This window comes from Caulobacter sp. (assembly GCF_965279145.1).
Taxonomy (GTDB): Bacteria; Pseudomonadota; Alphaproteobacteria; order Caulobacterales; family Caulobacteraceae; genus Caulobacter.
The window spans coordinates 528,693-551,571 of record NZ_OZ257139.1 but is presented as its reverse complement, the minus strand read 5'-3'; the positions used below and the strand labels follow the sequence as shown (position 1 = coordinate 551,571).

Sequence of the window (22,879 nt, the reverse complement as noted above, 5' to 3'; positions counted from 1 at the left end):
ACGATCGCCGGTCTGGACAGGTTGCTCCGCCGACACCGGTCTGCGACCGGCCGCGCCGCGGCGGCCCGGAGGGCCGTCCTTGACCAACCTGTCCAGACCGGCACGCTCGGCCTCCATGAGATGAAGGGCGGGGTGGGGCGGGGGATGATTGTGGAGGGAGTTGGAAATCTACTTTTTTGCCGCTAAATCGACTTGGTTGCTGTAATTTAGGTGCCCAAGTGCCCTATTTTCGGCTTCTTTTGGTATGCGCCCAATAGAAACTAAGTGTCTTATAGCGCGAATTCTGTTCCTATAACCCTTAGTTAGTCGAATATTATCTCCATGAACAAGCAAGCCGTGTACCTTTAATCTGTCTGGAGATTTGCTTAAAAGGGTTTTTTCATGTGAAATATTCCAAACCGAGGATTGAATAATTTTGGACGCGTTCTCCTTAATATCGTCAGGAATATCACCGCAGCCAGATATGACTACGTCGTCTGCATAGCGACTGATCCTTGCATCATAGCCTTTCGTCAAGGCGATGAGTTGGGCGTCTATTTCTTGGAAGCAAATATTGGAGAGTACCGGGCTGCAGGGGGACCCTTGCGCCAAGTACCCGTTCAGGCAGCTAATGCTTGAGATTAGACTGGCGGATTCTTCATTATATCCCATAGATATAAGAGATATCTCGACAAGTTTCTGGGGTGTTGTTTGGAAAAAATCCTTTATATCGAGAGAAATAATCCAATTTGCGCCAAGATGTTGTTTTGCGGCATCTATATGTGACTTGCCATTTACGAAACCAAATACATGGTTTGGTGCAGAAAATCGATTCTGCAGGTGTATAGAAAGCCATTTCTGTATAATTTTTAGGGCGATTTTCGGTGCCTGGATGTGTCTTCGGCTTTTTCCCTTTGGTATGCTGAACTCTCGATAATATTTCCTTGTCCTATTTTGAAGAGACCACACTAGGCCGGGATTTATGCCGATCATCGTGGCAAGGGCGGTCTGTGATGTAATGGGCGGCAGCCCGAGTTCGCTAAGCCGCAAAATTTCTCTGCCATCAGCAGAATCGGCATCGATTCCGAGAGCAGTGATGAATTCCTCGACTGTCTCGAATGTAAAGAACAGCGAGTTTACGAGATGGTGCGGAAGCCTCATTTAGCAAAGCAAGCTTTCGTAAAGCACCGGCCGTATAGGTGGTGATTCGAAGGAGCGCCAGCTATACGGCCGGTGCCCTTCTATTGTAGATCTTGGCAAATGGGCGTGATGCACACCCGCGCCAGAGGCTTCCGCATCTAGCAAGCTAGTCTCCTCGCCTCGCTAGATCAAGCAGTCGAGTTATGTCTGGGCTGCGGGAATTTTTCTGGGTTCCGAGAAGGGAAAGGCCTTGCTGTGTTACAGCGTAGGCACCGCTTTTAAGTCGCAGCACAAGATTGCTTTTCCTCAAACTATCGAGCCTGTGTGAAAGCCAAGTTTCGGATGGAACGATAAATCCACTTTTTGCCAATTTTTCTGACAAATCTTTCACGCTTGCTGGGGATATTGTTCGCAGATTTCTCAAGCAGGCCAATTTAGCTGGCGTGTTTTCTCTCTTTGTGAGAAAGATATCGAGGAAATTCAGTTCGAAGCTATCAAAATATAACTTCATCTTTCCTCTAATTTTATTGGCTTCTTCGGAAGTGATGTCTCTTTTTACATCGATCCAAACGCTAACGGTTTTGTCTGTCATGGAGAGAAATGAATTTCTTATCAGATCCCCAAATGAATGTATTAGGCTTGCACGAGCGCCGGCCTCGATGTCGTTCTTTGTTCTATCAACAAGTATGAAATCAACATTAACGTCCTTAGATAGAAGATTTTCGGAAATCTTCCTAAGGAGAGCGTTTGATGGGCGCTGCTTGTTTTCTATATCTCTATTTATTTCAACAAATATTAGTAGAATTCCGTCTCTATTTGGATCTCTAATAACGTCGCCAGTTATTATAATATCATTTTCTTTAATTTCTTGGATTATCTCTTCGTCAGTCATGGATTTGCCTCCAGGCTCTATCTATGATGACTGTCAAGTTTCTGGCGGTAATGGGCCATTGATGGGCTTCAGTTATGTTTACGCCTTGAAGTGAGAAGCGGCTTGCATCTTCGAATTTCACGGAAACTTCCGGTTGATAGTCGGCTATTACGCGGGTTGTTGAGCCTGTTTTCATTAATTCAGACAGGGTTCTCGCAGCAGATATCGCCTGTTCGCAAATTTGTATCATCTCGGAATCGGATGCCTTTACCGCGCGCCGCTTTTCATCTCTGAACGTCTTCTGTATAGCGCCGGATAGAATTTCAGGATAAGTTGCATGTGGTATCGATGACCACTTTGCGTCGAAGCTCGATATCATTCCTCTTATTATGAGAAATGTCGCATAGTAATATCGATTATAGGCGGATCTGCCGAATATATCTCGACCATCAGATTCGCTTCTTTTGTTTGCTTCGATTTGAAGGTGTAACGCGACGATTTCCATAGTCGATATTTTGGCCCATGCACGAGGCTTGAGATCGATTGGCCCAGCTAACAAGACTATCTGACAGCAATCAAGATGGCATATCGTTGGAAGGCCAGTCCCGTCCGAGGGGAGGCCCAGCTCCAGCTATCGCCCCACCCACATCACCGCTGCCGCATCACTGTCCTCCGGCCGCCTGTTGAACGCGATCCGCGCCCCCGGCGCATGGCGGTGCACGGCGTTTGGCACCGTCTCGAACAGCCCTCGCGCTCGGCGGCGGGTTGCGGATGCCTGCGATCTCGAAGTGACCTGTCGGTTCGCCAAGCCGCGCACTTGCCCCCTCCGGGCCCTTCGGGCCGTCCTCCCCCGGAGGGGGAGGATCTACGTCCTACAGCCGGCTCTTCCTAAACGCCTCGGCCTGCTCCGCCCGCAGCTCCTGCCGGATCCGCTTGGGCGCGGACTTGTCCACCGCCTCGCCCGGAGCGGTCAGGACCTCGTTGGCAAACTCCAGGTCCATCATCTTCATGCGCTTGATCTCGTCGCGCAGGCGGGCGGCGGTCTCGAATTCGAGGTTGGAGGCGGCTTCGCGCATCTTGGACTCCAGGTCCTTGAGGGCGGCCTTGAAGTTGTCGCCGGTGAAGGGCTTTTCGACGTCGCCAGCGTGCAGGCCGCCGATCGGCACGGTGACGCGGTCGCCGCGCTCGAACGGGCTGTTGAGGATGTCCTTGATGTCGCGCTTGACGCTCTCGGGGGTGATGCCGTTGTCGAGGTTGAACTGGTGCTGCTTGTCGCGGCGGCGCTGGGTTTCGCCCATGGCCCGCTCCATGCTGCCGGTGATCCGGTCGGCGTAGAGCACCACCTTGCCGTCGATGTTGCGCGCCGCGCGGCCGATGGTCTGGATCAGGCTGGTTTCCGAGCGCAGGAAGCCTTCCTTGTCGGCGTCGAGAATGGCCACCAGGCCGCATTCGGGGATGTCGAGGCCCTCGCGCAGCAGGTTGATGCCCACCAGCACGTCGAACTTGCCCAGCCGCAGGTCGCGGATGATCTCGATGCGCTCCAGGGTGTCGACGTCGGAGTGCATGTAGCGGACGCCGATGCCCTGCTCGTTGATATATTCGGTCAGGTCCTCTGCCATCTTCTTGGTCAGCACGGTGACCAGCGAGCGGTAGCCCTTCTTGGCCGTCTGGCGGATCTCGTCGATGACGTCGTCGACCTGGCTGGCGCCGTTGGCGCTGACCGGGCGCACCTCGACCGGCGGGTCGATCAGGCCGGTGGGGCGGATCACCTGCTCGGCGAAGACGCCGCCGGAGCGCTCCAGCTCCCAGGCGGCCGGGGTGGCGCTGACATGCACCGACTGGGGCCGCATGGCGTCCCATTCCTCGAACTTCAGCGGGCGGTTGTCGAGCGCGCTGGGCAGGCGGAAGCCGTACTCGGCCAGGGTCCATTTGCGGCTGCGGTCGCCTTTGTACATGGCGCCGATCTGCGGAACCGTCTGGTGGCTCTCGTCGGTGAAGAGGAGGGCGTTGTCGGGGATATATTCGAAGAAGGTCGGCGGCGGCTCGCCGGTCTTGCGGCCCGACAGATAGCGGCTGTAGTTCTCGATGCCGGCGCACGAGCCGGTGGTCTCGATCATCTCCAGATCAAAGGTGGTGCGCTGCTCCAGGCGCTGGGCCTCCAGCAGCTTGCCGTTCTCGTACATCCAGGCCAGGCGCTCCTTGAGCTCGGCGCGGATCTCGATGATCGCCTGGCGCAGGGTGGGGCGCGGCGTGACGTGGTGGCTGTTGGCGTAGACCTTGATGCTGGGGAGATCGGCGGTCTTCTTGCCGGTCAGCGGGTCGAACTCGGCGATGGCCTCGACCTCGTCGCCGAACAGGCTGATGCGCCAGGCGCGGTCTTCATAGTGGGCGGGGAAGATCTCCAGCGTGTCGCCCCGGCGGCGGAACGTGCCGCGCTCGAAGGCGGCGTCGTTGCGCTTGTACTGCTGGGCCACCAGGTCGGCCATCAGCTGCTTCTCGTTGACCGTCTGGCCGACCTCCAGCGTGAAGGTCATGGCCGTATAGGTCTCGACCGAGCCGATGCCGTAGATGCAAGAGACCGATGCGACGATGATCACGTCGTCGCGCTCCAGGATCGCCCGGGTGGCCGAGTGGCGCATCCGGTCGATCTGCTCGTTGATGGAGCTGTCCTTCTCGATATAGGTGTCGGTGCGCGGGACGTAGGCTTCGGGCTGGTAGTAGTCGTAATAGCTGACGAAATATTCGACCGCGTTCTCCGGGAAGAAGCTCTTCATCTCGCTGTAGAGCTGGGCCGCCAGGGTCTTGTTGGGGGCCAGGATCAGGGCCGGGCGCTGGGTCTTCTCGATGACCTGGGCCATGGTGAAGGTCTTGCCCGAGCCGGTGACGCCCAGCAGCACCTGGTCCTGGTCGCCGTTCTGCAGGCCCTCCACCAGTTCGGCGATGGCGGTCGGCTGGTCGCCGGCGGGGCTGTATTCGCTGACCAGCTTGAACTTCTTGCCGCCTTCCGACTTGGCGGGACGCTCGGGACGGTGCGGGGTCCACAGAGTCTGGACGCCGATCATCTCGCCTTCCAGCGCGACGTCGTGAATGAACTTGGCGGAGACGTCGGAGACGCCGTTGTCCGGGGTGCTGGGCATGGCCAGAAGGTAAGGGCGGCGGCGGTCGATGGCTAGGGGCGCTGCTGACGGCCAGTGTCAGCAGGGTGGCGGCAGGGGCTAGCGGAACAGGTCGCCCAGCCAGCGCGGATAGGCGTTGGCGATCGACAGGGCGGTGGTGGCCAGCGACTGCTGGCTCTGCGCCGCCTGCAGCCGGGCGCTCTCCTTGGGCAGGTCGGCGTCGACCAGATTGCCCACGCCGGTCGTCAGGCTGTCGGCCAGCTGGCCCGTCTGGGTGACCAGGCCGTCGAAGGCCTCGGCGCGCTGGCCGAAATAGACAGCGGCGTCGGTGGCCCGCGTCACGGCGATGTCGATGCTCTCCAGCACCCCCTCGGGATGGCTCCAGTCGATCCGGTCCAGTCCCAGGGCGTTGACGGTCAGGGCCTTGGACGAGACGCTCTCGGTCGAACCGTCGGTCCCGGAGACGAAGGCGTAGTTCAGCGGGGCCGAGACCAGCACCCCCGGCACGACGGTGGAGCTGGTCGCCGCGACCGGACGGGGCGAGGCGAGGGCGCGCAGCTCCACCCCGGGCACCGCCCAGGCCGTGCCCGCCGCGCTGCCGTTCTCGTTGAACCGGAACTCCAGGTTTCGCCCGGCCGCTGGATTGTAGTCGAAGCTGAGGATGTTCTGGCCCGACACCGCCGTCCCGGCCGCCACCCCGGCGCCGGCGGCGACATAGGCCTGGCCGGTCGCCGCCACCCGGGTTCCGCCCTGCCAGATCTCCAGCACGTCGGGCACCGAATAGGCGTCCAGGTACAGGTCGACCCGGCCGGCCGCCGCGCCGCCGTCGCGCACCACGGTCTGGGAGGCGACGCCGGCGCTGGGGGCGATCGACCCGCTCAGCGAGGCCGGGGTCAGGGCCGAGGGCGTGGCCGCGCCATAGCTGCTTGAGGTGTAGGTGACGGTGGTCGGCACCTGCTTGTCGGCCAGGGGGCGCTTGCCGTCGAACTCGGCCTGCAGGGCCGTGCGCTCGATCTGGTCGCGCAGACCCTGGATGTCGGCCCGCAGCGCGTCCTGGGCCTCGATCGACAGCGAGGTGTCGCGCAGGGCCACCGCCTTCTCGCGCGCCACGGCCAGCAGGTCGACGATCTGCTCGGCCCCGGCCGAGGCCACCTGCAGCAGCGACTGGCCGCGTTGCAGGCTGTCCTTGACGGTCCCCAGGGCGCGAGCCTCGTGGCTCATCCGCAGGCCGATGCCCCACAGCGCGCCGTCGTCCTTGGCCGAGGCGATCCGCAGCCCCGTGGTGATGCGGTTCTGCGCCGTCACCAGGGTCTTGTTCGCCGCGTTCAGGGCCTGGACCGCCAGGGACGCCCATCTATTGGTGAGAAGACTGGTCAAGACGCGACGCGGGGGCTTCCGTTGTGATCTTTCAGGTCAAGAGGGCGCGATCTTGACCGCTCTGAAGCGATCTGGACTTCGGAAATTCCGAAGATGGAACGCTGTTATCCCTAATGCTCTGATTCTGTATTCCACCTAGGGATGTGCGTCCAGGGGATAGGCTCGGGGCCGCCGAGGCGGGCCGAGGCTGGGCGGCTGGAGCGCTGATCCGCGAGCGGAGGCAGGCGGTCATCGGCCGAAACAAGAACCGTACCCGTTTCGGTTTTAGTTCGGCCTCGCCACATGCAGGGATTAGTCCTGAACGAGGCCTCTCCGTGCTGCTTGAAAAGCTGAACTGGCGCTACGCCGCCAAGAAGATGGATCCGGCCAAGGCCGTATCGGAAGACAAGGTCGAACGCATCGTCGAGGCCGCGCGCCTGGCGCCCACCTCCAGCGGCCTGCAGCCGTTCGAGGTCTTCGTGGTCACCAACGCCGAGGTCCGCGAGAAGATCAAGGCCATCGCCTGGAACCAGACCCCGATCACCGACGGCTCGCACCTGCTGGTCTTCGCCGCCTGGGACAATTACACCGCCGATCGCATCAACCACATGTTCGATCTGGTCAATGCAGAGCGCGGCCTGCGCAACGAGGGCTGGGAGAACTATCGCCAGATGCTTCTGGCCTCCTATCCGCAGCGCGACCCGCAGGTCAATTTCGAGCACGCCGCCCGTCAGGCCTATATCGCCTTTGGCCTGGCCCTGGCCCAGGCCGCCTTCGAAGGCGTCGACGCCACGCCGATGGAAGGTTTCGACCCCGCCGCCCTGGACGAGATCCTGGGCCTGCGCGAACGCGGCCTGCGCTCGGTGGTCATCGCCCCGCTGGGCTATCGCCAGCCCGAGGGCGACTGGCTGGTCAATCTCAAGAAGGTCCGCCGCCCGCGCGACCAGTTCGTGACCGAAGTGAAGTAGGCCGTCAGGGGCGGGCGACGTTTCGACGTCGTCCGCCCCGCTGGAGGCTTGCAAGCGGAGGTTGGCAACTTCCGGGAGGGGGAGCGAACTTCACGCCGAGCGGCCGAAAAGGCGACCTTGCGCCATGAGCGGTCTCTGGGGCCGCTCCGGAAACTGGAACTTCAGCCGAACAAGCCATGGCAACGTCCCATCCTAGCTACTCGGCTCAAATGCGGCATTCAAAGCTCTCGAAAAGCGACACTTTAAGCGAGCCCATCTACCGATCGACACGATCTTTACCGCTCGAACTCTGAGAATTTCCTTGTCGCAGCCGGGATCTCTAGCACAGGACCCTCGGGTCCAGCCGTAAAGCGGGCGTGAGCAACCTTACGCCGGCCTTGCGAGCGGAACTTGAGCTGGAATTCGAGAATGGTGTTTTTCGGATCAACAAGGATTGAGTCTACGACGATGGAGGTAGTTTCATCGTCCAGAACCGCCGACCAAGTACTCGCGGAAGGCTCGCGGGCGGCCGCCTCCTTCAACAGGATGCCCAGGTAGCGGCGCCTGGCACCGCCACCTCCTATTTCGCCCCCCATGAATCGATCGAGTTGTCTTCCGACTATAGACCAAGTAGATATCTTATCTTCGAGTGGAATTCCAAGTATGTCTCTGGCGCTGACGCAGAGTGTGTTGTGTTCTACAAGCTGATAGACGACCCAAGCGATATCGCACTTCTCGACAATGGCGATCTTGCTGACTCCCTTGAGGCAGAATTGCGTGACATCGTGCCATGCAACTGAAATTGCACGTCGCCTCCCTCTCGCGACTCGCACTTCCTCCAACGAAATATTGTCAATTCCGGAAAAAAGTCCGGAGCGCCGTTCAGAAGGGCGCAGCACTTCGAGCGAGGAAATGACTCGTGCTTGATATTGTTCTTCCCAATAACGGGTCGGGTATCCGTTCTGCCGCCTAACCTCGATTATTCCGTAGAGGCCGAAGGGGCGATCGACCCAAGAATGTGATACGCGCGAGTCAAAAAGAGTGGCGACTGCGAGCATTTCTGAGCTTTCGGATCGAACGTCCCCGCTCAGCAGTCGCAATTCTAGACACTGGATCTTGGCCGACCAAGCTCGCTCGAAGATCTGACAGCAGGCGTCCAGGACCGGCAACGCGCCGTGACCTATGACCCGCATGAAGATGCATTGCCCATGGTGCGGCCGGATTAGGTCGGCGTTACCCTCAGCTACAAACCCCAGGGCCAAAGCGACGTCGCGATCAAGGGACCTTTCGCTCGAACGTACGCTAGAGCCGCTAGCTATGCAGATTATAGCGTCTCTATTGAACGAGGCGTCGGTCAAGTACGAAATTGATTCGGTAGCATTCTCCGACGAAACAATAATAATTGCTTCGCTATGTGGGTCTTTGATGTTTCTGGCTAAAGCGGTTGCGGTATATAATTCAAAATTTGACGCAATAATTACGCCCAAAGCACCAGCATTTATGCTTTCTGAGAAAATTTGCGAATCCGAAAGCGTGAATACTTCTATGTTTTCTCTACCTATCTCTTCTTTAATGTTGCGTGGATTCCGGTCATATGAAGCTATAAGGACAGAAATCGGGCGAGCATGGCTGATCGCCCATCGCGCGTCGATCAATGTGCCCTCGTCATGTTTGACGTGGGAAAGTCGCAAATCTGAGAAGTGCATCCCCCGCAGATCCTGGCCACATATGTCGACGCCGTCGAGGCGAGTGCCCAAATAGAATGTCTCAGGGTCGGCATTCGCCAAAAGCGCCAGTTCCCGCAGGTCTGCCGTTTGAGCGACGAGGACGCGTTCGACGACTAAGGTCCAGTCTTCCCCGTCGTCGTCCAGATTCATGCGCCCTCTCCTACCGAGACCTCGGCAAGGCAGAGCTCAGAGAACGGCTCGTCGAGTGGGTCATGAAAGAGCCCGGCCTTAGAAAGGCGGTCCCGGATAACGGCCTCAGCGGCCGCAACTCGGTTACGGTGGGTAGGCGAGCGGACCAACGACTGCCAACGCTTCGTATCCTTGAGGACGATATCGGTGATCTCGAGATCTTCCCGAAGGCAGCGCACTTGGATACGGATGGTGGGCTCCAGGTGCCGAGCCCGATCGGATCGATCATCGCGGACCTTCATTCTTGGCTTCTGCTTGGCATCCCAGGGATGTCCATCGAGCATGGCTCCGTCGATTGCTGGCGTGATCACCCACCGATAGTTGCCATCAAACGTCTGGCTTTGGCCCGATACCAAAGCAGTCCCGTTGCGCGATAGCGTCGCGCTTGAGGTGGCTGAGACATCTGCGCCCGAGTTGACGGCTGCGGAGATGCCCGCATCCACCCCCCCCTTCGCACCGACAGTGACATTGGCACGGGCGCTGGCAGCGGCCTGGGTACGAGTGACGTAGGATTCCTGTGTCTTGACCGAGAGGCCGCCCGAATCCCGTTCCACCGTGGCCTTGTCGACTGTCGCGGGCTCCGTCGGCGGGACGATCACCACGACTTCAGCCCGCTTCAAACAGATGCGAAAGCGGGCGCGCTCTTCCACTCCACCACCGACACGGGAGACACCGAAGGCGACGTCGACATGCAGGTTGAATCTTCCCTGTTTGTCGAGAGCGCCTTTCCAGGCGTCCAGACCAACCAGATCCGCCAATGCGCGGCGTCGATTGTGTTCGATCATGGTACATGCCCGCCCTTTGTAGCCACCATCGAACGAGCCGGTCTGAAGTACAAGAACCCACTGGCCGGCCAGCCGGTTGATCAGCTCTCCCGACTTTAGGCCGCCCAAGCGCCAAGCTTCCCGTTCGCGGGCCCACGTCGTCGGCGCGTTGATCACGGCGCGTAAGCGGAACTTCCCAAGGTCCGAGATGAGCCCGATCCGCTCGATGAATGAAGCTGACCCCAAGGTCTGACCGGGGTGGCCCGTGGCCCTCTCAATCACCAACCCGCTTCAGCGTTGACCGGTTGCGCTGGATCCAGGTCTCGGTCGCGTCGTCCAGATAGTCGACTTCCTTGAGGGTGGTCATCACATCGCCGGCGCGGGTGGTGGTTTCGCGGAGGCGGGCGGGTTTGTCGCCGTCGCGGCCGGTGGTTTCGGCGATGAGCGTCCAGTGGGCGGTGTCGGTCGGCGGGGCGGCCAGGCGCAGGGCGTAGATGTCGAGGCTGGACGGTCGGGCCTTGCGGAAGCTGGCCGAGGTCTGCTGGCCCGTGGCCGGGTCCAGCAACTCCACCGTGGTGATCCGCACAGTGCCCACCTTGGGGCCGTCGTCGAAATCGGCCTTGCGGATCAGGGTGACGCCGTCGCCGCCGTCCTCGACCCGCACCTTCATCGGCAGGCCGAACCAGCGGTTGGCCGAATAGTCGAGATAGTCCAGCTTGCCCTCCCAGCGGCCGGCCGTGGCCAGGCGCAGGGCGGCGATGTCGGGCGCGGTCTGGGGCGCGTTCTGGCCGGCGGCCAGGACGGTGAAGAGGGCGTGGCGGCGCATGGCGGGGATCTCCGGGTCCGGCTCGGGCGAGCTTCGCCACAGCTACGTCTCCGAAGAACATCGGGATGTGAGGCGTTTGACTCTCAATTCACTGTGTGACACACAGTGTGCGTCACACACCATGTGGCGCACACGATACGGCGCACACCATGCCCACTGAAACCGAGATCTTTGAATCGCTCCGCCAGGAGCTGCGGCGAGGAACCCTGATCCTGGCCGTGCTGGCCCAGCTGCGGGTCGAGCGCTACGGCTACAGCCTGCGTCAGGCGCTCTCCCAGGTGGGCGTCGAGATCGACGAAGGCGCGCTCTATCCCATGCTCCGCCGGCTGGAGGGGCAGGGCCTGCTCGCCAGCGAGTGGCGCGAGGAAGACAAGCGCAAGAAGCGTTTCTACCGCCTGTCGGCCGAGGGCGAGGCCGTGCTGGCCCGTCTGGCCGACGAATGGCGCTCCATCAACGACACCCTGCAACCCCTGCTCTGAGAGAGGACGGATCATGGATCTGCTCGACCGCTATCTGGGCGCCATCGCCGCCCTGCTACCCGCCGCCCAACGCCAGGACATCATCGCCGAGTTGCGCGACCTGCTGATGAGCCGCATCGAGGACCGCGAGGCCCAGACGGGCCGCCCGCTGAACAAGACCGAACTGGAAGCCCTGTTCCGCGACTTCGGCCATCCGCTGGCCGTGGCCGGCCGCTATGGCCCGCAGCGCGCCCTGATCGGGGTGGAGCTGTATCCGTTCTATATCTTCGCGGTGAAGGTGGCCCTGGCCATCGCGGCCTTCGTGGCGGTGATCCCGGCGGTGATCGGCGTCGTCACGGAAGGCGGCGATGTCAGCCGGGTGATCGGCCACGCGCTCAACGCCTTCATTCCTTCGGCCCTGAAGCTGATCGGCCTCATCACCATCGTCGGCGCGATGGTCGAGCGCGGCTGGATCAAGGCGGGAGACTTCGGCAACTGGAAGGTCCGCGATCTGCCGCAGGTCTCGCCCAAGCGGCAGTGGTTCCAGACCACGCGGTTCGAGGCCCTGTTCGAGGTCATCTTCATGACCTTCTTCGCCCTGTGGTGGGCCGGCGTCGTGGACTTCCCCGGCAGCCGTGGGCCGTTCGGTCCTGACGGCGACTTGCAGATCACCCTGGCGCCGGTCCTGACCCAGTTGCACACGCCGATCCTGCTGCTGGCCATCGGCCAGGTGATCTCGGGCCTGATCCTGGTGATCCGCCCGGCCTGGATCGCGCCGCGCGCCGTCGCCGAGATCGTGCTGTCGATCGCCGGCATCGCCCTGGCCTGGGTCCTGTGGCGTCAGATGCCGCTGGTCACCTTCACGGGCCCTGTCGACGTGATCGACGGCGCCGTGACCCTGCAGGTGATGGTCGACAACATCTTCAGGATCTCGGCCCTGGTCGCGGCCGCCATCTGCGCCGGCAAGATCTTGATCGAGGGCTGGCGGCTGGCGCGACTGGGTCGGTGATCGTCCTTTTACGCTCTTCCCGGCGGGCGTCGGGAAGAGCGGGGCCGGGGCTATTTCTTCGGCTTGGCGGCCGTGTCGACGACCGCGCCGACGCCGGCGCCGACGACTGCGCCGACAGGGCCGGCGACCACGGCGCCGGTCATCGCGCCGGTCGCCGCGCGCTGCTCCATGTTGTGGCCGCAGGCGGTCAGGAGCAGGGCGGTTGACGCAACGACAGCCGCGCGGGCGGCGAGAAGGTTCAGGCGCATGGAGGGGTCCTTGAGAAGGTGAATTTACGCCTTCAGTAACGGCGCCCGCTACGGTCGAGTTCCAAGAGTCAAAGCCTTGAGAACAGTGTTCCCAATGCTTCGCGCCGCGGCAAACAAGCAATTTTTTCGATTGAGCGGTTTTTCTAGCGAATCAAGGTGTTAACGATCTTGACTGCGGCGTTTTCGCTCAGAATGCATGCTGCACTGCGGCATGTGCTTGCGACTCGTCGCCAGATCGTTCATAAGCCCGTCATAAGTAGGTTTTCGGCCACATCGTGAAACGGCCGGACCTCCGCTTTTAGAGCTGCCCGACAGTGAGTTTTCCGGGTCTTTAAAGGCGCTTTTGTCGGGGGGCGGTTCGCCCTCGCCGCGCAGGACACGAGTTTTGTATATCAAGTCGCAGACGCGTGCGGACGCACGTGGGCTGGTCGGCGCCGTATTGGTCGGATCCATCACGGGTCTGGCCCTGGGCGGCGTTTACCTTGCTGGTGGGCTGGCCCAGACGGCCACCCAACACGCCCGCGTCACCCGCTTGGCCAACGGCGCCTCGGAAGGCTTTTCCGACGTCGCGCTGGTCAATGGCGTCTCCAAGATGGACCTGGGCGCGCTGGCCGTCGCCCGCCGTCACGATCCCTATACGTCCGGGGGCGCGCCGCAGCGCGACCGGCAGGTCGCCCTGATGGTGGCCCGTCTGGAGAACCGCGACGCGAGCCTGTCGGTTCCCCGCAGCGGCCCGCTCATGCTGCGCGCCAGCTTTGGCGGTCCGTTCAATCCGGCCGCCGCGCCCTTCCGCCTCGGCAATGTGCTGGAAAGCTCGCGCGAGCTCGATTGCCTGGCCGACGCCGTCTATTACGAAGCCCGCGGCGAGACCCCCAGCGGTCAGGCCGCCGTGGCCCAGGTGGTGCTGAACCGCGTCCGCCATCCGGCCTTCCCCAAGTCGATCTGCGGCGTGGTGTTCCAGGGCGCCTATCACCGCGTCGGTTGCCAGTTCAGCTTCGCCTGCGACGGCTCGATGAAGCGCAACCGCGAACGCGGCGCGTGGGGCCGGGCCCAGAAGATCGCCTCGCGCGCCCTGGCCGGCGCCGTGATGAACGAGGTCGGCTCGGCCACCCACTTCCACACCACCGGCGTCGCGCCGGGCTGGGGTCCGCGCCTGCTGCGCGTGGCCCAAGTGGGGATGCACGTGTTCTACCGCTTCGGCGGTCGCGCCGGCGCGCCGGGGGCCTTCTCGGCCTCGCCGCGTCCCTCGACCCTGGACGACCTGCCCAATGCGCCGAGCATCGCCGACATCTCGGCCGACGGCATGCCGCTGAACGGTCCGGTGGTCTATGCCGCCAACGCCGTCAGCAACATCCAGCCTGTCTCGTCCAACGGCATGGGCGGTCCGCTGAGCTCGGGCCAGGAGCCGGCGTCCGCGCCGACCCCGGCCAAGCCGCTGCTGGAGAAAACCTCCGCCGAGACCGTCAGGCCGACATCGGCGGCCTCGACCGGAGCTGCTTCCTGACGGTTCCGGGCATGTGGCTGGTGGCGAAGCGCATCTGCTTGGCCCGCTTGCCCACGAAATAGTGCAGGTCCTTGCCGGTCGCGGCGCGGAAGACCACCTCCGCCGCGTCCTCGACCGGATAGACCTCCAGCCCGCCCTTCTTGAGCGCGTCGGCCATGCTCTCGTTGCTGCCCTGCGCCCCGGCGTTGAGGATCGGCGTCTCGATGAACCACGGCATCACGCAGGCGACGCTGACGCCATGCGCGGCGTACTCGACGTCCAGCGCCTCGGACAGGCCGCGCACCGCGAACTTGGTGGCCGAATAGACCGCCAGCTTCGGCGAGCCGTACAGGCCCGCGCATGAAGCGACATTGATCAGCCGGCCGCCGGCCGCCTTCAGCGTCGGCAGGCCCGCGCGGGCGCCGTTGATCACGCCCTTGATGTTGATGTCGACCTGCAGGTCGCAGTCGGCCTCGCTGAGCTCCTCCAGCGCGCCGAACCGGGCGATGCCGGCATTGTTGAGCAGGACGTCCAGCTTGCCGCCCGTCAGCTTGGCGAAAGCGCCCAGGGCGTTGTCCCAGGCTTCACGATCGCGGACGTCCAGCTTGTAGGTGGCCCCATTGTCGGGACCGATGGCCGTGAGCGCGGCCTTCAGCCCCACCGCGTCGATGTCCGACAGGCCGACGAACCAGCCGGCGGCGGCGAAGCGCTTGGCGCTGGCCAGACCGATGCCGCTGGCGGCGCCGGTGATGAAGATGGATTTGCGGCCGTTGGCGCTCATCAGGTCGTCCTCCCCTTATTTGTTATCAGCGATCAGACGCCGAGAGCGGGGAGGGGTCAAGACCCGCGCGCCTCCAAGCCCATGGGCGAGGCGCGCGGGTGGAAAAGGACCGATCAGTCGGTCTGGTCGTCGATCTCGGCCTCGGGGCCGTTCTTCTTGAACGACTCGATGGCGTTCTTGGCGGAGGCCTTCGACGAATAACCCTCGGTCGCGAACATCACTTCGCTGTTGTAGACGAAATTGACGCGGAACTCGCCCGCCTTGTCCTTCTTGATTATGAACTTGTAGGCCATGGGTGTCTCCAGAGCGGAATGCGATGTGCCGCGTGCGCGACCCCTCGACCGTGACTTGCCGCCGGCTGGCGTGTCAATCGAGATGGGCCCGGGAGAATGTGAATGACTGTTGACGACCGCCTGGACCAGCTGTCCCGCCAGCTGCTGTCCGTTCCCTATGTCGAGCTGAACGACGTCCAGAAGAGCGTCATCGACCTGATCTGCGACGAGGCCCCCACGGGCCTGAACCGGACGCTGGTCAATGACGATCGCAGCTACTGGGATCGCCTGGCCGACACGGTCGCCAAGGTGGGCGGGTCGTGGGGGTTCATCGGCGGCTTCAGCGCCGCGCTGATGCTCTGGATCGGTCTGAACGTGGTGCTCAAGCGCTTCGACCTGGCTTTCGACCCCTATCCCTTCATCTTCCTGAACCTGCTGCTCTCGACCGTCGCGGCCCTGCAGGCGCCGGTGATCATGATGAGCCAGAACCGCCAGGCCCTGAAGGATCGCCAGAACGCCGAGCACGACTATGTCGTCAACCTGCGCGCCGAGCTGGAGATCATGCACCTGCACGACAAGCTGGACGCCCTGCGCGAACGCGACATCGCCGAAATGAGCCGCCAGAACGCCGAGGCCCTGGCGAGGCTGGAAGCGCAGGTGGCGGCGCTGGCTGGGAAGCTAGAGGCGAGGGGGTAGGGGGAGGCGGGGAGGGCGGCCGTTCGGATTCCCTCTCTCAAAGAGAGAGGGATTTGATCATAACGTCCTGCCTCCACCCCGTGACGCGAAGTCTGCATAGTTCCTGCGCAGCCTCCCCCACGCGGCGCCCCAAATGGCCAACGGTGCGTCGGTGATCGCCTGGTGAGAGACATCACCCGCGCCATGCCGCCCGAGTCCTCGTTAGCTCGTTCCCGACAGCCGCCGGACGGGCGGCGCGAGGGGAATTCGTCGAATGGATTTGGGTGTTCGCGCGCCGACCAGGCGCCAGTTGCTGTCCGCCATCGCCGCTGTCGGGGGCACGGCGGCGCTCTATCAGGCCATGACGTCTCTGGGCCATGCGGCCGAGACCCAGTTCATGGGCCCGCCCAACCTGACCGGCGCGCGCAAGGGTGCGACCGTCATCGTGCTGGGGGCGGGCCTGGCCGGCATGCTGGCGGCCCACGAGCTGACCAAGGCCGGCTACAAGGTGCAGATCCTGGAATATCAGGACCGGGCCGGCGGCCGGAACTGGTCGCTGCGGGGCGGCGATACCTATACCGAGCTGGGCGGAGCCACCCAGAAGGTCGGCTTTTCCGAGGGCAACTACCTCAATCCCGGCCCCTGGCGGATCCCGCACCATCACCGCACCCTGCTGCACTACTGCAAGACCTTCGGCGTGGCGCTGGAGCCGTTCATCCAGTTCAACCACAACACCTGGATCCACTCGTCGCAGTCGTTCGGCGGCAAGCCGGTGCGCTTCAAGGCCGCCGCCGCCGACTTCGAGGGCAATGTCGCCGAGCTGCTGGCCAAGTCGATCAACACCAAGGCCCTCGACCAGCAGGTCACGCCCGAGGATCGCGACCGGCTGCTGGAGGCCCTGAAGGGCTGGGGCATGCTGGACAAGGATTACAGGTACGCCTCCAACCTGCGGTCGGCCTCGCACCGGGGCTATGATCGTCCGCCCGGCGGCGGCATCAACGGCGCGCCGATCCCGTCGGCCCTGTACGACTTTCACGACGTGCTGGACCCGCAGGTCTGGACCTCGATGGCCTTCTTCATGGGGCACGAGATGCAGACCACCATGTTCCAGCCGGTGGGCGGCATGGACATGATCGGCAAGGCCTTCGCCAGGCAGGTCGAGGGCCAGATCACCTACAACGCCAAGGTCAGCAAGATCGCCCAGGACGACAAGGGCGTGGCCGTCACCTATGCCGACACCAAGTCGGGCAAGGTGGTCACCGCCCAGGCCGACTGGTGCGTCTGCACCATCCCGCTGGGCGTGCTGAGCCAGATCGACACCCAGGTCACCGACGAGATGGCCGCCGCCATCAAGGCCGTGCCCTATTCCGGCCAGGTCAAGATCGGCCTGGAGATGAAGCGCCGGTTCTGGGAGGAGGATGACTCCATCTATGGCGGCCACAGCTTCACCGACCAGGAGATCGCCCTGATCTCCTATCCCAATAACAACATGTTCACCGACAAGCCGGCCGTGCTGCTGGGCGCCTTCGCTCGCGAGATGGGGGCCTATCGCCTGGCCGGCATGACGCCCGAGCAGCGGATCGAGGTCGCCTTGCAGCAGGGCTCGGTGTTGCACCCGGCCAGCTATCGCAAGGAGTTCTCGAACGGCGCCTCGGTGGCCTGGAGCCGCGTGCCCTGGAGCCTGGGCTGCTGCGCCCGCTGGACCGAGGAGACGCGCAAGGAACACTACCAGACCCTGGTGGGCATGGACCGCCGCATCGTCCTGGCCGGGGAGCACGCGTCTTACGTCGGCTGCTGGATGGAGGGCGCGCTGCTCTCGTCCATCGACGCCATCACCCGCCTGCACAAGCGCGCCCTGGAGGCCTGAGCATGACCCTTCGTCTTCACCTCGCGCTGGCGGCCGGCCTGCTGGCCGTCTCGGCCCCCGCCCTGGCCCAGACCCCGGCCGGCGGCGACACCGGCGGCGGCGTGGTCCGCATCGCCAAGCCCGTCACCGGCCAGCAGGTTTATGAGGCCGTCTGCCAGGCCTGCCACATGGCCGACGCCAGGGGCGGCGTCGGCGCCGCGGCCATCCCCGCCCTGGCCGCCAATCCGCGTCTGGCCGGCGCGGCCTATCCGATCTCGATGGTGGTGTCGGGCAGGGGCGCCATGCCCGGCCTGACCGGCAATCTCGACGACGCCCAGATCGCGGCGGTGGTCAGCTATGTGCGCACCAGCTTCGGCAACAGCTATCCCAAGCCGGTGACGGCGGCGGACGTGGCCAAGATCCCGCATCCGGTGCTGGGCGGGGGGCACTAGGCGGCCTCAAAGGTTCAAGTCCAAAAATGCTTGTCATCCCGGGCGTAGCGAAGCGGAGAGCCGGGACCCAGGGGCCGCTGCAGTGCGGTTGCCCCTGGGTCCCGGGTCGGCTTCGCCGCCCGGGATGACAAGATTTTTGAGCTGTTGAGCCTAGCCCTTGATGAACGCCAGCAGGTCCTTGTTGATGACCTCGGCGTGGGTCGTCGCCATGCCGTGGGGCAGGCCGGGATAGGTCTTCAGGGTTCCCTTCCTCAGCAGCTTGATGGCCAGGTGGGCGCTGTCGGCGATCGGCACGATCTGGTCGTCCTCGCCGTGCATCACCAGCACCGGCACGGTGATGGCCTTGAGGTCGTCTGTGAAGTCGGTCTCCGAGAAGGCCTTGATGCAGTCATAGTGGGCCTTGGCGCCGCCCATCATGCCCTGACGCCACCAGTTCTCGACCGTGGCCGGCGAGACCTGCGCGCCCGGACGGTTGAAGCCGTAGAACGGGCCCGCCGCGACGTCGTGGAAGAACTGGGCGCGATTGGCCAGCAGGGCGCTGCGGAAGCCGTCGAACACCTCCATCGGCAGGCCGCCCGGATTGGCGGCGGTCTTCAGCATGATCGGCGGCACGGCGCCGACCAGCACGGCCTTGGCGACGCGGCCAGGCTCGGCGCGCGCCACATAGTGCGCCACCTCGCCGCCGCCGGTGGAATGGCCGATATGGACGGCGTTCTTCAGGTCCAGATGCTTGGCCAGGGCGATGACGTCGGACGCGTAGGTGTCCATCTCGTTGCCGACATCGGTCTGGGTCGAGCGGCCGTGGCCGCGACGGTCATGGGCGATGACGCGGAAGCCCTTGCTGAAGAAGAACAGCATCTGGGCGTCCCAGTCGTCGCTGCTCAGCGGCCAGCCATGATGGAAGACCACCGGCTGGGCGGTCTTGGGGCCCCAGTCCTTGTAGAAGATCTGCGCGCCGTCCTTGGCGGTGAAGAAGCCGCTGCCCTGGGCGGGCTTGGCGCCCGAGGTCTTCGTCTGGGCGGCGCGGGGGGCGGCGGTCTGGGCGGAGGCGGCGACGGTCAGGCCGGCCGCGGCGGCGATGCCAAGGCCGCCGGTCATCACGGCGCGGCGCGAGGCTTGGGTGTTTGACTGGCTCATCTCGGTGTCCCTGTTGTTGTGGTCGCGATATTTGTTATCGCGATAATGATAGGGCTAAAGCGTCGCAGGGCGGCTGTCCACTAGAATCTTTATCGCGATATCTTTTCTTGTAGTATGGGGGGCTAGAGGGGCTGGAAGGCCCGCCGAGGAAACGTCCTGTGCCCGTTCCGTTAGACGATCAGATCTGCTTCACCCTGTACGCCACCAGCATGGCCATCAACCGGGCCTACAAGCCGATGCTGGACGCGATGGGCATAACCTATCCGCAGTATCTGGTGCTGAACGTGCTGGGCGAGGAAGACGGCATGACCATCGGCGCGATCGCCGGCCGTCTGAGCCTGGAATCCAGCACTATCACCCCGCCGGTGAAGCGGCTGGAACAGGCGGGCCTGGTCGAGCGCCAGCGCAGCAAGGTCGATGAACGCCAGGTCCAGGTGCGCCTGACCGACGCCGGCCGCGCCACGCTGAAACAGAGCAGCTGCCTGGGCGAGCTGATGATGGAGCGCTCGGGCCTGACGCTGGAGCAGCTGGACGCCCTGAACCGTCAGGTCCAGGCGCTGAACGCGGCGATGGGGTCGAAGGGTTAGCACGGTCTAGGACGACATCGTGGCCTGGCGGGACGCGAAGAGAAAAAGGCTCCACATTCCGTGCCCGCGAGGATTATAAATTTCGTCCGCGCGTCTGTGTCTTGATTGGTGATATAGGCGGTTGTTCAAAATTAGACTAAATATTGTATAGTTAAAGTTCTCGCCTGAGGGGTGTCGAGGCCGCGACATATTTTGGTTTCGATAGGAATTTATTCAATGACGAAATTCGGGCTTGGGGCCATCTGATGGCGATTATTCTTGTCGTGGAGGACGAGGTTTTCATTCGCCAGGCCGCTGAATGGGCCATCGAGGATCTGGGCCACACGCCGCTGATGGCCGAGGATCTGGCCGGAGCCTTGGCTCACCTTCGCGCGCCGGGACAGATCGACATGCTGTTCGTCGATATCCGGCTCAGCGCCCTGTCGGAGGGCGGCTATGAGGTGGCCAATCAGGCCTTGGGCCTGCGGCCGAACCTGCGCGTGCTCTATACGTCGGGAACGCCGCTCATCGCCGAGATGTCCGACCTGTTCGTCGGCGGCGGCCAGTTCCTGCAGAAGCCCTATTCGCCCGAGCAGCTGGAAGCCTCCGTCGGCAGGCTGCTTCACTAGACCTCGAGTGAGGCTTCACCCCCGAAGCGCCACGGCCCGCCGCCTGAGTTAGGAACCCGCATCGCCAGTTCGAAGTCGGCCCCCGGCCGGACAGAAGAGTCGATCGTCAAGGCGGACGCGCTCCAGAACGCGATCTTCAACAGCGCCAACTTTTCCAGCATCGCCACCGACGCCAAGGGCGTGATCCAGATCTTCAATGTCGGGGCCGAGCGAATGCTGGGCTACACGGCCGCCGAGGTGATGAACACCGTCACGCCGGCCGACATCTCCGACCCGGTGGAACTGGTCGCCCGCGCCCGGGCCCTGAGCGCCGAACTGGCCACTCCGATCGAGCCCGGCTTCGAGGCCCTGGTGTTCAAGGCCTCGCGCGGGATCGAGGACATCTACGAGCTGACCTATATCCGCAAGGACGGCACGCGTTTCCCCGCCGTGGTCTCGGTCACCGCCCTGCGCGACGCGGCCGGGGCGATCATCGGCTATCTGCTGATCGGCACCGACAACACCGCCCGCAAGCTGGTGGAAGAAGAGCAGAAGCGGTCGGACCAGCGCCTGCGCGACCAGCAATTTTACACCCGCTCGCTGATCGAATCCAACATCGACGCCCTGATCACCACCGACCCTTCGGGCATCATCACCGACGTCAACAAGCAGACCGAGGCCCTGACCGGCTCGACCCGCGACGAGCTGATCGGCGCGCCGTTCAAGGACTGCTTCACCGATCCCGAACGGGCCGAGGCGGGCATCCGCCGGGTGCTGGGCGAGAAGTCGCTGACCGACTACGAACTGACCGTGCGCGCCCGCGACGGCAAGCAGACCGTCGTGTCCTACAACGCCACCACCTTTTATGACCGGGGCCGAACCCTGCAGGGCGTGTTCGCCGCCGCCCGCGACGTCACCGAGCGCAAGCGGGTCGAGGCCGAGCTGCAGCAGGCCAAGGCCGACGCCGAGAGCGCCAGCCGCACCAAGTCCGACTTCCTGGCCAGCATGAGCCACGAGATCCGCACGCCGATGAACGCGGTGATGGGCATCGCCGACCTGCTGGCCAAGACCCAGCTGACGCCCGAGCAGGACAAGTACGTCCAGATCTTCCGTCGCTCCGGCGACAACCTGCTCAACCTGATCAACGACATTCTCGACCTGTCCAAGGTGGAAGCCTCGCAGCTGGATCTGGAGCAGACGGGCTTTTCGCTGAGCGATCACCTGGAAAAGGCCATCGAGATGGTCGCCCCCAAGGCCCAGGAAAAGGGCCTGACCCTGATCTGCGAGATCGCGCCCGGCGTCAGCAACGATCTGGTGGGCGACCCCACCCGCCTGCGCCAGGTGCTGCTGAACCTGCTGGGCAACGCCATCAAGTTCACCCAGGCCGGCGAGGTCTCGCTGACGGTCGAGCGCGATCCCGAGGGCCTGGCCCCGACCGCCCTGCGCTTTTCGGTCTCCGACACCGGCATCGGCATCGCCGACGACAAGCTCGCGCGCGTGTTCGAGCGCTTCACCCAGGCCGACAGCTCGACCACGCGGCGCTTCGGCGGTTCGGGCCTGGGGCTGACCATCTCCAAGCGCCTGGTCGAGCTGATGGGCGGCAGGATCGGCGTCACCAGCACCCTGGGCCAGGGCAGCGTCTTCGCCTTCTCGGTGCCGTTCGAGGTCTGGGCCGCCGCCAACCGGCCGGTCAGCGCCCCCGTGGGTTACGGCCCCGAAGCGCCCTTGCCGAACCTGCGCATCCTGATGGCCGAGGACTCGCCCGACAACTGCACCATCGCCCTGGCCTATCTGGAAGACACCCCCTACCGGATCGACATCGCCGAGACCGGCCTGATCGCCTGCGAGATGTTCAAGACCGGCCGCTATGACCTGGTGCTGATGGACCGGCAGATGCCGGTGATGGACGGCCTGACCGCCACCCGCACGATCCGCGCCTGGGAAAAGTCGCACGGCCGCGCGCCGACCCCGATCATCGCCCTGACCGCCTCGGCGCTGAAAGGCGACCGCGAGACCTGCCTGGCGGCGGGCTGCACGGCCTATCTGACCAAGCCGATCAAGCAGGACGTGCTGCTGCAGGCGATCCGCGACTATTCCGCCTTCGCGGCCGCGCCGACCAGCGATGGGGCGGCGGGCGAGCCCCCGCCCTGGCGCCCCAGCGCCCGGCTGGCGGCCCTCATTCCGATCTATCTGGACAGCTGCCGAGGCCATGTCGTCACCATGCTGGACGCGCTGGACAGGGCCGATCTCCAGCCGGTGAGCTTGCTGGGACATAACCTGCGCGGCTCGGGCGGCGGCTTTGGCTTCCAGCCCATCACCGACTTCGGCGCTGGCCTGGAACTGGCGGCGGACGGCGGCGACCTCGTCGCCTCGCGCAAGCTGGTCGAGCAGCTGTCCCGCTATCTGGACGCCCAAGTCTAGAGCTCAGT

Annotated in this window: 23 protein-coding genes; 11 read left to right on the top strand and 12 right to left on the bottom strand. The window is 63.4% G+C overall.

The annotated features are described in order from the left end of the window. Nucleotides 1-168: 168 nt before the first annotated feature. The 4 genes from ACQY9P_RS02685 to ACQY9P_RS02670 all read right to left on the bottom strand — a co-directional run bounded on the left by ACQY9P_RS02685 (nucleotide 169) and on the right by ACQY9P_RS02670 (nucleotide 6,483). Nucleotides 169-1,140 (bottom strand): reverse transcriptase family protein, encoded by a 972-nt coding sequence (locus tag ACQY9P_RS02685; protein ID WP_421736794.1) that lies wholly within the window; start codon nucleotides 1,138-1,140, stop codon nucleotides 169-171. A gap of 145 nt (nucleotides 1,141-1,285) precedes the next feature. Beyond that, nucleotides 1,286-2,011 carry a hypothetical protein gene (locus ACQY9P_RS02680; protein WP_421736795.1) on the bottom strand — a complete coding sequence of 242 codons (726 nt, stop codon included), beginning with the start codon at nucleotides 2,009-2,011 and terminating at the stop codon, nucleotides 1,286-1,288. Nucleotides 2,012-2,862: 851 nt separating this feature from the next. Continuing rightward, nucleotides 2,863-5,127, bottom strand: coding sequence for an excinuclease ABC subunit UvrB (gene uvrB, locus ACQY9P_RS02675; RefSeq protein WP_421736796.1), 2,265 nt, complete (start codon nucleotides 5,125-5,127; stop codon nucleotides 2,863-2,865). Nucleotides 5,128-5,205: 78 nt separating this feature from the next. Next, nucleotides 5,206-6,483, bottom strand: coding sequence for a flagellin (locus ACQY9P_RS02670; protein ID WP_421736797.1), 1,278 nt, complete (start codon nucleotides 6,481-6,483; stop codon nucleotides 5,206-5,208). A gap of 314 nt (nucleotides 6,484-6,797) precedes the next feature. On the opposite strand from ACQY9P_RS02670, the gene ACQY9P_RS02665 reads away from it, so the two are divergent. Next, nucleotides 6,798-7,430, top strand: a complete 633-nt coding sequence (locus tag ACQY9P_RS02665) for an NAD(P)H-dependent oxidoreductase (protein ID WP_421736798.1) — start codon at nucleotides 6,798-6,800, stop codon at nucleotides 7,428-7,430. 275 nt (nucleotides 7,431-7,705) lie between these two features. On the opposite strand, the gene ACQY9P_RS02660 is transcribed toward ACQY9P_RS02665, so the two are convergent. From ACQY9P_RS02660 to ACQY9P_RS02650, 3 genes are read right to left on the bottom strand one after another with little or no spacing between them, the layout of a single operon-like run. Then, nucleotides 7,706-9,286 carry a hypothetical protein gene (locus ACQY9P_RS02660; protein WP_421736799.1) on the bottom strand — a complete coding sequence of 527 codons (1,581 nt, stop codon included), beginning with the start codon at nucleotides 9,284-9,286 and terminating at the stop codon, nucleotides 7,706-7,708. Continuing rightward, a complete protein-coding gene (locus ACQY9P_RS02655) occupies nucleotides 9,283-10,371 on the bottom strand; it encodes a hypothetical protein (protein WP_421736800.1) in 1,089 nt (362 codons plus the stop codon). Before ACQY9P_RS02655 ends, ACQY9P_RS02660 begins: the two co-directional genes overlap by 4 nt. Beyond that, entirely contained in the window at nucleotides 10,364-10,915 is a 552-nt protein-coding gene (locus ACQY9P_RS02650; protein WP_421736801.1) for a hypothetical protein, read from the bottom strand. Before ACQY9P_RS02650 ends, ACQY9P_RS02655 begins: the two co-directional genes overlap by 8 nt. 149 nt (nucleotides 10,916-11,064) lie before the next feature. Here ACQY9P_RS02650 and ACQY9P_RS02645 point away from each other — a divergent pair, with 149 nt between their 5' ends. Then, complete coding sequence (locus tag ACQY9P_RS02645) at nucleotides 11,065-11,394, top strand: PadR family transcriptional regulator (protein WP_421736802.1); 330 nt, start codon at nucleotides 11,065-11,067, stop codon at nucleotides 11,392-11,394. Between the two features lie 13 nt (nucleotides 11,395-11,407). Continuing rightward, the gene (locus tag ACQY9P_RS02640; protein ID WP_421736803.1) at nucleotides 11,408-12,382 is read left to right on the top strand and encodes a hypothetical protein; all 975 of its coding nucleotides are present in this window, start codon (nucleotides 11,408-11,410) and stop codon (nucleotides 12,380-12,382) included. 50 nt (nucleotides 12,383-12,432) lie between these two features. Here the strand turns inward: ACQY9P_RS02640 and ACQY9P_RS02635 are convergent, their stop codons facing one another. Continuing rightward, on the bottom strand, nucleotides 12,433-12,630 hold the full coding sequence (locus tag ACQY9P_RS02635) for a hypothetical protein (RefSeq protein WP_421736804.1): 198 nt from the start codon (nucleotides 12,628-12,630) through the stop codon (nucleotides 12,433-12,435). A 439-nt stretch (nucleotides 12,631-13,069) separates the two neighbouring features. On the opposite strand from ACQY9P_RS02635, the gene ACQY9P_RS02630 reads away from it, so the two are divergent. Continuing rightward, the gene (locus ACQY9P_RS02630; protein WP_421736805.1) at nucleotides 13,070-14,134 is read left to right on the top strand and encodes a cell wall hydrolase; all 1,065 of its coding nucleotides are present in this window, start codon (nucleotides 13,070-13,072) and stop codon (nucleotides 14,132-14,134) included. On the opposite strand, the gene ACQY9P_RS02625 is transcribed toward ACQY9P_RS02630, so the two are convergent. Both ACQY9P_RS02625 and ACQY9P_RS02620 read right to left on the bottom strand, forming a co-directional pair. After that, complete coding sequence (locus ACQY9P_RS02625; RefSeq protein ID WP_421736806.1) at nucleotides 14,094-14,894, bottom strand: SDR family oxidoreductase; 801 nt, start codon at nucleotides 14,892-14,894, stop codon at nucleotides 14,094-14,096. The genes ACQY9P_RS02630 and ACQY9P_RS02625 overlap by 41 nt on opposite strands. A 113-nt stretch (nucleotides 14,895-15,007) precedes the next feature. Continuing rightward, nucleotides 15,008-15,187: a YegP family protein gene (locus ACQY9P_RS02620; RefSeq protein ID WP_421736807.1), complete on the bottom strand. Its 180-nt coding sequence runs from the start codon at nucleotides 15,185-15,187 to the stop codon at nucleotides 15,008-15,010. 102 nt (nucleotides 15,188-15,289) lie between these two features. Here ACQY9P_RS02620 and ACQY9P_RS02615 point away from each other — a divergent pair, with 102 nt between their 5' ends. The 4 genes from ACQY9P_RS02615 (at nucleotide 15,290) to ACQY9P_RS02600 (ending at nucleotide 18,287) form a co-directional block, all read left to right on the top strand. Continuing rightward, nucleotides 15,290-15,862 (top strand): DUF1003 domain-containing protein, encoded by a 573-nt coding sequence (locus ACQY9P_RS02615; RefSeq protein WP_421736808.1) that lies wholly within the window; start codon nucleotides 15,290-15,292, stop codon nucleotides 15,860-15,862. 253 nt (nucleotides 15,863-16,115) lie between these two features. Beyond that, nucleotides 16,116-17,708, top strand: a complete 1,593-nt coding sequence (locus ACQY9P_RS02610; protein ID WP_421736809.1) for a flavin monoamine oxidase family protein — start codon at nucleotides 16,116-16,118, stop codon at nucleotides 17,706-17,708. A 2-nt stretch (nucleotides 17,709-17,710) separates the two neighbouring features. Then, on the top strand, nucleotides 17,711-18,139 hold the full coding sequence (locus tag ACQY9P_RS02605; protein WP_421736810.1) for a c-type cytochrome: 429 nt from the start codon (nucleotides 17,711-17,713) through the stop codon (nucleotides 18,137-18,139). Then, nucleotides 18,114-18,287 carry a hypothetical protein gene (locus ACQY9P_RS02600; protein ID WP_421738273.1) on the top strand — a complete coding sequence of 58 codons (174 nt, stop codon included), beginning with the start codon at nucleotides 18,114-18,116 and terminating at the stop codon, nucleotides 18,285-18,287. Before ACQY9P_RS02605 ends, ACQY9P_RS02600 begins: the two co-directional genes overlap by 26 nt. A 2-nt stretch (nucleotides 18,288-18,289) precedes the next feature. Here ACQY9P_RS02600 and ACQY9P_RS02595 read toward each other — a convergent pair whose 3' ends face one another. Beyond that, nucleotides 18,290-19,276 (bottom strand): alpha/beta fold hydrolase, encoded by a 987-nt coding sequence (locus ACQY9P_RS02595; protein ID WP_421736811.1) that lies wholly within the window; start codon nucleotides 19,274-19,276, stop codon nucleotides 18,290-18,292. Between the two features lie 158 nt (nucleotides 19,277-19,434). On the opposite strand from ACQY9P_RS02595, the gene ACQY9P_RS02590 reads away from it, so the two are divergent. Continuing rightward, complete coding sequence (locus ACQY9P_RS02590) at nucleotides 19,435-19,863, top strand: MarR family winged helix-turn-helix transcriptional regulator (RefSeq protein ID WP_421736812.1); 429 nt, start codon at nucleotides 19,435-19,437, stop codon at nucleotides 19,861-19,863. A 245-nt stretch (nucleotides 19,864-20,108) separates the two neighbouring features. Beyond that, entirely contained in the window at nucleotides 20,109-20,471 is a 363-nt protein-coding gene (locus ACQY9P_RS02585; protein WP_421736813.1) for a response regulator, read from the top strand. On the opposite strand, the gene ACQY9P_RS02580 is transcribed toward ACQY9P_RS02585, so the two are convergent. Beyond that, nucleotides 20,468-20,668 carry a hypothetical protein gene (locus tag ACQY9P_RS02580; protein WP_421736814.1) on the bottom strand — a complete coding sequence of 67 codons (201 nt, stop codon included), beginning with the start codon at nucleotides 20,666-20,668 and terminating at the stop codon, nucleotides 20,468-20,470. The two genes, ACQY9P_RS02585 and ACQY9P_RS02580, sit on opposite strands and share 4 nt — an antisense overlap. Here ACQY9P_RS02580 and ACQY9P_RS02575 point away from each other — a divergent pair. Next, nucleotides 20,652-22,871, top strand: coding sequence for an ATP-binding protein (locus ACQY9P_RS02575; protein ID WP_421736815.1), 2,220 nt, complete (start codon nucleotides 20,652-20,654; stop codon nucleotides 22,869-22,871). The two genes, ACQY9P_RS02580 and ACQY9P_RS02575, sit on opposite strands and share 17 nt — an antisense overlap. Nucleotides 22,872-22,879 lie beyond the last annotated feature (8 nt).